Origin of the sequence: Actinomadura sp. NPDC049753, from assembly GCF_040674655.1 — a bacterium.
GTDB classification, from domain to species: domain Bacteria; phylum Actinomycetota; class Actinomycetes; order Streptosporangiales; family Streptosporangiaceae; genus Spirillospora; species Spirillospora verrucosospora.
This window is the reverse complement of the sequence record NZ_JBFARL010000079.1, coordinates 26042-34426: the sequence shown is the minus strand read 5'-3', so window position 1 is coordinate 34426 and position 8385 is coordinate 26042. Positions and strand designations below refer to the sequence as shown.

The window sequence follows — 8385 nt, the reverse complement described above, 5'->3', positions numbered from 1 at the left end:
GCGGGCCCGTCTGGGCGGGCGGGGCGCCGGCCGGCGGCCCGCCCGCCCGCGTGTCAGTCCTCGTCCGCTCCGGAGGAGGCCGTCCCGCCGGCGGCGTCCTCGCCGCCGGAGGTGATGCCGGGGCCGGAGTCCTGCGCCGCCAGCAGATCCCCGATGCGCGCCGCCGACAGCCGCTTGAACAGCCGGTGCTCGCGGTTGCGGTCGAGGACCGCGACCTCCAGCGAGGTGGCCTCCAGGTGCCGGTCGGAGTCCTGGGCCTCCAGCGCCCGCACTGCCGTGCGCAGCGCGTCCTCCAGCGAGGAACCCTCCCGGTAGCCGTCCTTCAGCGACTGCGCCACCGCCTCGGCCTGCCCGCCCATGGCGACGTAGCCGTGCTCGTCGGCGACCGAGCCGTCGAACGTCAGCCGGTAGATCTGGTCGGTGTCGGCGTCCTCGCCCACCTCCGCGACGACCAGCTCCACCTCGTACGGCTTGTTGGTCTCGGTGAAGATCGTGCCGAGCGACTGCGCGTACACGTTCGCCAGGCCGCGCGCCGTCACGTCGCGGCGGTCGTACTGGTAGCCGTTGATGTCGGCGTAGCGGACGCCCCCGAGCCGCAGGTTCTCGAACTCGTTGTACTTCCCCACCGCCGCGAACGCGATCCGGTCGTAGATCTCGCTGATCTTGTGCAGCGCCCGCGACGGGTTGTCCGCCACGAACAGGATGCCGTCGTCGTACTGCAGCACCACGACACTGCGGCCGCGCGCGATGCCCTTGCGCGCGTAGTCCGCCTTGTCCTTCATCTGCTGTTCGGGCGACACGTAGAACGGCATGGACACCGGTCTGGATCCCTTCTATCGCAGCGGGGCGGTCGGACCGCCCGGCGAGTCGTAACGTGCGTCGACGACGGCCTGCGCCAGCGCGCCCACCTCGTCCTCGCCGAGCCGGCGGTACCCGTCCGCCGTCACCGACGCCACCACCGGGAAGATCCGGCGCGTCAGGTCGGGCCCGCCCGTCGCCGAGTCGTCGTCGGCCGCGTCGTACAGCGACTGGACGCACACCAGCGCCGCGTCCTGCGCCGACAGGTCGGGCCGGTAGAGCTTCTTCAGGGCGCCGCGCGCGAAGACCGACCCCGAGCCGATCGAGTGGAAGTCGCGCTCCTCGTAGCGCCCGCCCGCCGGGTCGTAGGAGAAGATCCGCCCCTCGTCCCGCTCCTCGTCGTAGCCCGCGAACAGCGGCACCACCGCCAGGCCCTGCATCGCCATCCCGAGGTTCTGCCGGACCATCGTCGCCAGGCGGTTGGCCTTGCCCTCGACCGACAGCGTCCGGCCCTCGCGCTTCTCGTAGTGCTCCAGCTCGACCTGGAACAGCCGGACCATCTCGATCCCGATCCCGGCCGTTCCGGCGATCGCGATCGCCGAGAACTCGTCGGCCCGGAAGACCTTCTCGATGTCGCGCTGCGCGATGACGTTGCCCGCCGTCGCCCGCCGGTCGCCCGCCATCACCACCCCGCCGGGGAAGCCGACCGCGACGATCGTCGTCCCGTGCGGGATGTCCTCGCCCGCCCGCGTGGACGGCGGCGTCCGCCGGCCGGGCAGCAGGTCCGGGGAGTACGCCCCGAGGAACTCCGTGAACGACGACGTATCCGGGCTCGCGAACAACCCCGGCAGACGTCCGGTGTGCGAATCGTGGGACGCCACGCGACTCCCTTCCCCTCCACCATTGCGCCGGCTTCGGCAATCTCACCGGCGCGGACTCTACGACCCTACTGTTCAAGGTCGCCCGCGCGCATGCCGCCCGATCACCGGTCCGATCAGCCCACGGCGAACCCGCCGCGCGCCCCGCACGGGCGCGGACACACGAACATGGGCGGGCCGCCGCGGCCCACCCATGTCCTCACTGCCGTGTCAAGTTGGAGTTCCGTCCGGAGAAACGGCGATTCCGCTATGTGGCCGATCCGCCCGATTCGGGGTTCACTGTCCGCCCTTTTGGATATAGGCGCGGACGAAGTCCTCGGCGTTCTCTTCCAGCACCTCGTCTATTTCGTCCAGGATCGAGTCCACGTCGTCGGTGAGCTTCTCCTGGCGCTCCTGCACGTCCTCGGTGGTCGTGGCCTCGGTCTCCTCGACCTCTTCCGTGCGCCGGGTGGTCTGCTTCTGACCGCCGGTGTCCTTCGTGGCCATTCCGTACCTCCGCTCTGCCGGTGCCTCCGACCCTATCTCCGATCTTCGACGGTGCGCGGAACTCTCGGGTCCGTTTCGCCGTCTCCGCCCGGGGGCCGGGGGCATGCTCGGGTTATCGCCGGTCCACCGCCCAGCGAAACGGGCAAACCGTCCACGAAACCGGCCCGTTACCTGGCATGGCCGGACGGGCGGCGCCGACCGTGCCCGACGGTACCCGACAGCCCGCCGGCCGCCCGGCGCGCGGACGGCCCCTCCGGGCGCGTGTGCCGCGCCCTCGCCGAGGTTCAGCTCTGGCCGGTCAGGGTGGCCACGAGGTCCGCGGCGGTGCGGCAGCGGTCCAGCAGGGCGCCCACATGCTGCTTGGTGCCCCGCAGGGGCTCCAGGGTGGGCACGCGCTGCAGCGACTCCCGGCCGGGGACGTCGAAGATGACCGAGTCCCAGGAGGCCGCGGCGACGGACTCGGCGTACTGGCGCAGGCAGCGGCCCCGGAAGTAGGCCCGGGTGTCCTCCGGCGGGTCCTCGACGGCGGCCTCGACCTGCGCCTCGGTGACGACCCGGTCGACGCGGCCGCGGTCCACCAGGCGGTTGTACAGGCCCTTGTCGGGCCTGATGTCGGTGTACTGCAGGTCGACGAGCTGCAGGCGCGGATGGGACCAGTCGAGGCCGTCGCGGCTGCGGTACCCCTCCAGCAGGGACAGCTTGGCGACCCAGTCGAGCTCGCGGGACAGCTGCATCGGGTCGTCGCCGAGGCGGTGCAGGACCGACTCCCAGCGGTCGAGGACGTCCCTGGTCATCTCGTCGACGTCCGCGCCGAACCGGTCCTCGACGTACTTGCGCGACTGCTCCAGGTACTCCATCTGGAGCTGGACCGCCGTCATCTTCCGGCCGTCGCGCAGCGTGAGCAGATGCTTGCAGGACGGGTCGTGGGAGACCGCCCTGAGCGCGGCGACGGGCATGTCGACCGAGAGGTCGACGGTGAGGAAGCCGTCCTCGATCATGGCGAGGACGAGCGAGGTGGTCCCGAGCTTGAGGTAGGTGGACAGCTCGGCCATGTTGGCGTCGCCGATGATGACGTGCAGCCGCCGGTACTTCTCGGGGTCGGCGTGCGGCTCGTCGCGGGTGTTGATGATCGGCCGCTTGAGGGTGGTCTCCAGCCCCACCTCCACCTCGAAGAAGTCGGCGCGCTGGCTGATCTGGAAGCCGTCGCCGCGGCCGTCCACGCCGATGCCGACGCGGCCGGCGCCGCAGACGACCTGGCGGGAGACGAAGAACGGGGTGAGGTGCCGGACGATGTCGGCGAAGGGCGTCTCGCGGCGCATGAGGTAGTTCTCATGGCAGCCGTAGGAGGCGCCCTTGTTGTCGGTGTTGTTCTTGTAGAGCTGGATGGGGTGGGTGCCGGGGACGAGCGCGGCGCGGCGCGCGGCGTCGGCCATCACGCGCTCGCCCGCCTTGTCCCAGATGACGGCGTCGAGCGGGTTGGTGCACTCGGGCGCCGAGTACTCGGGGTGGGCGTGGTCGACGTACAGCCGGGCGCCGTTGGTGAGGATGACGTTGGCGAGGCCGAGGTCCTCGTCGGTGAGCTGCGTCGGGTCGGCGACCTCGCGGGCGAGGTCGAAGCCGCGGGCGTCCCGGAGCGGGTTCTCCTCCTCGAAGTCCCAGCGGGCCCTGCGGGCCCGTGCCGCCGACGCCGCCAGGTAGGCGTTGACGACCTGGGAGGAGGTCACCATCGCGTTGGCCCCTGGCTGCCCGGGTACGGAGATGCCGTACTCGGTCTCGATGCCCATCACCCGCCGAACACTCATATCGTCGAGCCTATCGGGGCCGGGAGAGTGGAGCCATGGGGCCCGCTGTTCGCGGCCCGCGTGGCGCGGCACGCCCGCGCGGCGGCCCCTGTGTGCAGGGGCCGCCGCGCGGTTGCGTCATCGTCGGGGGCTACAGGTACTGGCCGGTGTTGGCGACGGTGTCGATGGAGCGTCCGGCCTCGGAGCCCTTGGTCCCGGAGACCAGCGTGCGGATGTAGACGATCCGCTCGCCCTTCTTGCCGGAGATGCGGGCCCAGTCGTCGGGGTTGGTGGTGTTGGGCAGGTCCTCGTTCTCACTGAACTCGTCGACGCAGGCGGCCAGCAGGTGGTTGACCCGCAGGCCCTTCTGGCCGGTGTCGAGGAACTGCTTGATGGCCATCTTCTTGGCCCGGTCGACGATGTTCTGGATCATCGCGCCGGAGTTGAAGTCCTTGAAGAACAGGACTTCCTTGTCGCCGTTGGCGTAGGTGACCTCCAGGAAGCGGTTCTCCTCGCTCTCGGTGTACATCCGCTCGACGGTGCGCTGGATCATCGCCTCGACGGTGGCCTCGGTGGAGCCGCCGTGCTCCTTGAGGTCGTCGGGGTGCAGCGGGAGTCCGTGCAGGATGTACTTGGAGAAGATGTCCTTGGCGGCCTCGGCGTCCGGCCGCTCGATCTTGATCTTGACGTCCAGCCGGCCGGGCCGCAGGATCGCGGGGTCGATCATGTCCTCGCGGTTGGACGCGCCGATCACGATGACGTTCTCCAGGCCCTCGACGCCGTCGATCTCGCTGAGCAGCTGAGGGACGATGGTGTTCTCGACGTCGGAGGAGACCCCCGAGCCGCGGGTGCGGAAGATGGAGTCCATCTCGTCGAAGAACACGATGACCGGGGTCCCGGCGGACGCCTTCTCGCGGGCCCGCTGGAAGACCAGGCGGATGTGCCGCTCGGTCTCGCCGACGTACTTGTTCAGCAGCTCGGGGCCCTTGATGTTGAGGAAGAAGCTCTTCCCCTCCTGGCCGGTCTTCTCCGCGACCTGCTTGGCGAGCGAGTTCGCGACGGCCTTGGCGATGAGCGTCTTGCCGCAGCCCGGCGGACCGTAGAGCAGCACGCCCTTGGGCGGCCGGAGCTGGTGCTCGCGGAACAGGTCGGCGTGCAGGTAGGGCAGCTCCACCGCGTCGCGGATCATCTCGATCTGCGATCCGAGGCCGCCGATCTCGTTGTAGGAGATGTCGGGGACCTCTTCGAGGACGAGCTCCTCGACCTCCGCCTTGTGGATCTTCTCGTAGGCGTATCCGGACCTCGGCTCGAGCATGAGGGAGTCGCCCGCGCGCAGCGGGACGCCGCGCAGCGGCTCGGCGAGCTTGACCACGCGCTCCTCGTCGGCGTGCGCGATGACCAGGGCGCGCTCGCCGTCGTCGAAGAGCTCCTTGAGCATGACGACCTCGCCCTGCTCCTCGAACCTCAGCGCCTCGACGACGTTGAGGGCCTCGTTGAGCATGACCTCCTGGCCGCGCTGCAGTTCCTCGACGTCGACGGCCGGGCTGACGTTGACGCGCAGCTTGCGCCCGCCGGTGAAGATGTCGACCGTTCCATCGTCGCGGGCGTCCAGGAAGACGCCGAACCCGGAGGGTGGTTGTGCGAGCCTGTCGACCTCCTCCTTGAGCGCCACGATCTGTTCGCGAGCCTCTTTGAGGGTCGCTACGAGACGCTCGTTCTGACCGGTTACGGCGGCCAGGTTGGCCTGTGCCTCATGGAGGCGTTCTTCCAGCACACGTACTTGGCGCGGGGACTCCGCGAGCTTACGGCGCAGCACGGAGATCTCCTCCTCCAGGAAGGAGATCTGCGTCTGAAGGTCCCTGACCTCCTTTTCGTGCTGCGCCCTGCGCGCCCCTGCATCGTCACGAGCGGCCACGCCCCGCCACCTCCTCACGAAGAGAGCCGACGACCTACTGAGACCCTACCTATCTGGAGGGCTTCCGTAACCTGCCCATTCGGTGTTCGTGTCGTGCGGGGGTCTTCCGGGAGGGTTGGCAGGGGTGCCGTGGAGGTGGCGCGGGTCGAGGCCTTACGACGTCCGGACCTGCGGGTTCGGCAGGCCGGGCGTGTCGTGGCACGGCGTTTGCCGAGTCCGGTGGAGGGGCGCCGGAGGAATGTGATCTAGGCCTCGGCGGATACCCCGGGCGCGGCGTCCGGAGCGGGCGGGGCCTCGGACGCGGCCTCGGACGGGGGCGCGGACGGGGTCGCGGCGTCGCCGGGCGCGGGGTGGGCGCCCTTCGCGGGACGGCGGCGGCGGGCGGGCGGGGTCACTCCATCGGCGAGGCGGCGCGCGGTGACGAGGAAGCCGGTGTGGCCGACCATGCGGTGGTCGGGGCGGACGGCGAGCCCGTCGACGTGCCAGGAGCGCAGCATGGTCTCGAAGGCGTAGGGCTCGGCGAATTGGCCGTGGGAGCGCAGGTCCTCGACGACCCGCGACATCTGGGTGGTGGTGGCGATGTAGGCGCAGACCATGCCGCCGGGGACCAGGGCCTTGGCGACGGCGTCGAGGGTCTCCCAGGGCGCGAGCATGTCGAGGACGACGCGGTCGACGTCGGTCTCGGCGAGGGCGTCCTCCAGGGAGCCGACGGTCAGGCGCCAGGCCGGGTGGGGCCCGCCGAAGAACTTCTCGACGTTGGCGCGGGCGATGTCGGCGAAGTCGGGCCTGCGCTCGTAGGAGGAGACGAGGCCGTGCTCGCCGACGGCGCGCAGCAGGAAGCAGGTGAGGGCCCCGGATCCGGCGCCGGCCTCGACGACGCGGGCCCCCGGGAAGATGTCGGCCATCGCGATGATCTGGGCGGCGTCCTTGGGGTAGACGACGGCGGCGCCGCGCGGCATGCGGAGGGTGAAGTCGGCGAGCAGCGGGCGGAAGGCCAGGTACTCGATGCCGCCGCTGGACCGGAAGACGCTCCCCTCGGGGCTGCCGATCATCTCGTCGTGGGGGATCGAGCCCTTGTGCGAGTGGTAGACCTTGCCGGGCTGGAGGGTGATGGTGTTGATCCGGCCCTTGGGGTCGGTGAGCTGAACCTGGTCGCCGGGGCGGAACGGGCCGTGCGGGACGCGGCCGGGCGAGGGGGCGGGGCCGTCGGGTCGGGGTTCGCTCATGGAGGTCAAGGCTAGCGGCGTGCGCGGGCAGGTCGGGCCGCCGCGGCGGCCCGCGGGGGCGGTCAGATGCCGGCGAAGGCGCGGTCGACGTCGGCGACCGCGAGGACGCCGTAGACGCCTCCGTCGGGCTCCACGAGCAGGTACTCCGAGGCGGGCGCGCGGCGCAGCGCCTCGACGAGCTCCTCGCCGGACAGGTCGGCGGCCAGTTCGAGCCCGTCGTCGATGCCCCGCGACAGCTCGCCCACGCTGACCCAGGGGCGGCGGTGCTCGGGGGTGGCGGTGACGGCCTTCTCGCTGACCAGGCCGAGGGGCCTGCCGTCGTGGTCGGCGATGACGATGGCGCCGGCGTGGTCCTCGCGGGCGCGGCGGACGGCCTCGGCGAGCGGGACGTCGGCGGTGACGAGGGTGGCGCGGCGGGCGAGGCGGCGCGCCGACAGCAGCGGGATGCGGTCGCGGACGCGCTCGGCGCGGATCGACTGCGTGGCGCCCACCCAGATGAACGAGGCGACGAGGGCCGACCAGAGCAGGGCGAGCCAGCCGATGCCGCCGCCCTCGCCGGTGTTGTAGGTGGCCAGGTAGGCGCCGGCGACGAGGCAGGCGATGGCGACGCCGCGGCCCACCCAGCCGGCGAAGACGCCGCCGCTGCGGCTGCGTCCGGTGGCCTTCCAGACGACGGCGCGCACGAGGCGGCCGCCGTCCAGCGGGAGGCCGGGGAGCAGGTTGAACAGCCCGACCAGGAGGTTGGCGAAGGTGAGGGCCTCGATGAGCAGCAGCGCGACGTCGGGCATGGGGACGACGGCGTGGACGAGCAGGCCGAGCCCGGCGAGGACGAGGTTGACCAGCGGCCCGGCGAAGGCGATGAGGAACTCGCGGCCGGGGGTGGGGGCCTCGCGCTCGATGGAGGTCTCCCCGCCGAGGATGTGGAGGGTGACCGAGCGGACGGGCAGGCCGAAGGCGCGCGCGGTGACGGCATGGCTCAGCTCGTGGACGAACACCGAGCCGTAGAGCAGGACGGCGTAGGTGAAGGCGACGAGGTAGCTGAGCGGGCGGCTGACGACGCCGTCGACCTGGCCCTCGAACATGACGGTGACGAGGACCGCGACCAGGAACCAGCTGGGCGAGACGTAGACGGGCACGCCGAGAACGCGGCCCATGAGCAGGCCGGGGCGTGCGGGGCGGTCGTCGGGACCGCGGCCGCCGGCCGGGGTCCTGTCCTCGGTCGGGGGCGCGCTGTGTGTCACGCCACCGATGCTACGGCCCCGGCGGCGGTGCCGGTCCCCCGCGGGGCTCGCGGCGGCGGG

Annotated in this window: 7 protein-coding genes; all 7 read right to left on the bottom strand. The window is 71.4% G+C overall.

Annotated features, from left to right (window positions below):
• Positions 1–53 precede the first annotated feature (53 nt).
• The 7 genes from prcA to AB0K37_RS21140 all read right to left on the bottom strand — a co-directional run bounded on the left by prcA (position 54) and on the right by AB0K37_RS21140 (position 8325).
• On the bottom strand, positions 54–812 hold the full coding sequence (gene prcA / locus AB0K37_RS21170; RefSeq protein ID WP_363983616.1) for a proteasome subunit alpha: 759 nt from the start codon (positions 810–812) through the stop codon (positions 54–56).
• Between the two features lie 21 nt (positions 813–833).
• Positions 834–1679, bottom strand: coding sequence for a proteasome subunit beta (gene prcB, locus AB0K37_RS21165; protein WP_363983612.1), 846 nt, complete (start codon positions 1677–1679; stop codon positions 834–836).
• A gap of 273 nt (positions 1680–1952) precedes the next feature.
• Positions 1953–2162 carry a ubiquitin-like protein Pup gene (locus AB0K37_RS21160; protein ID WP_021593619.1) on the bottom strand — a complete coding sequence of 70 codons (210 nt, stop codon included), beginning with the start codon at positions 2160–2162 and terminating at the stop codon, positions 1953–1955.
• A 284-nt stretch (positions 2163–2446) separates the two neighbouring features.
• Entirely contained in the window at positions 2447–3964 is a 1518-nt protein-coding gene (dop, locus tag AB0K37_RS21155; RefSeq protein WP_363983610.1) for a depupylase/deamidase Dop, read from the bottom strand.
• A gap of 130 nt (positions 3965–4094) precedes the next feature.
• Complete coding sequence (gene arc, locus AB0K37_RS21150; protein ID WP_363983608.1) at positions 4095–5858, bottom strand: proteasome ATPase; 1764 nt, start codon at positions 5856–5858, stop codon at positions 4095–4097.
• A 245-nt stretch (positions 5859–6103) separates the two neighbouring features.
• Complete coding sequence (locus tag AB0K37_RS21145; RefSeq protein WP_363983606.1) at positions 6104–7084, bottom strand: tRNA (adenine-N1)-methyltransferase; 981 nt, start codon at positions 7082–7084, stop codon at positions 6104–6106.
• Between the two features lie 62 nt (positions 7085–7146).
• Positions 7147–8325, bottom strand: coding sequence for a site-2 protease family protein (locus AB0K37_RS21140; protein ID WP_363983604.1), 1179 nt, complete (start codon positions 8323–8325; stop codon positions 7147–7149).
• Positions 8326–8385 lie beyond the last annotated feature (60 nt).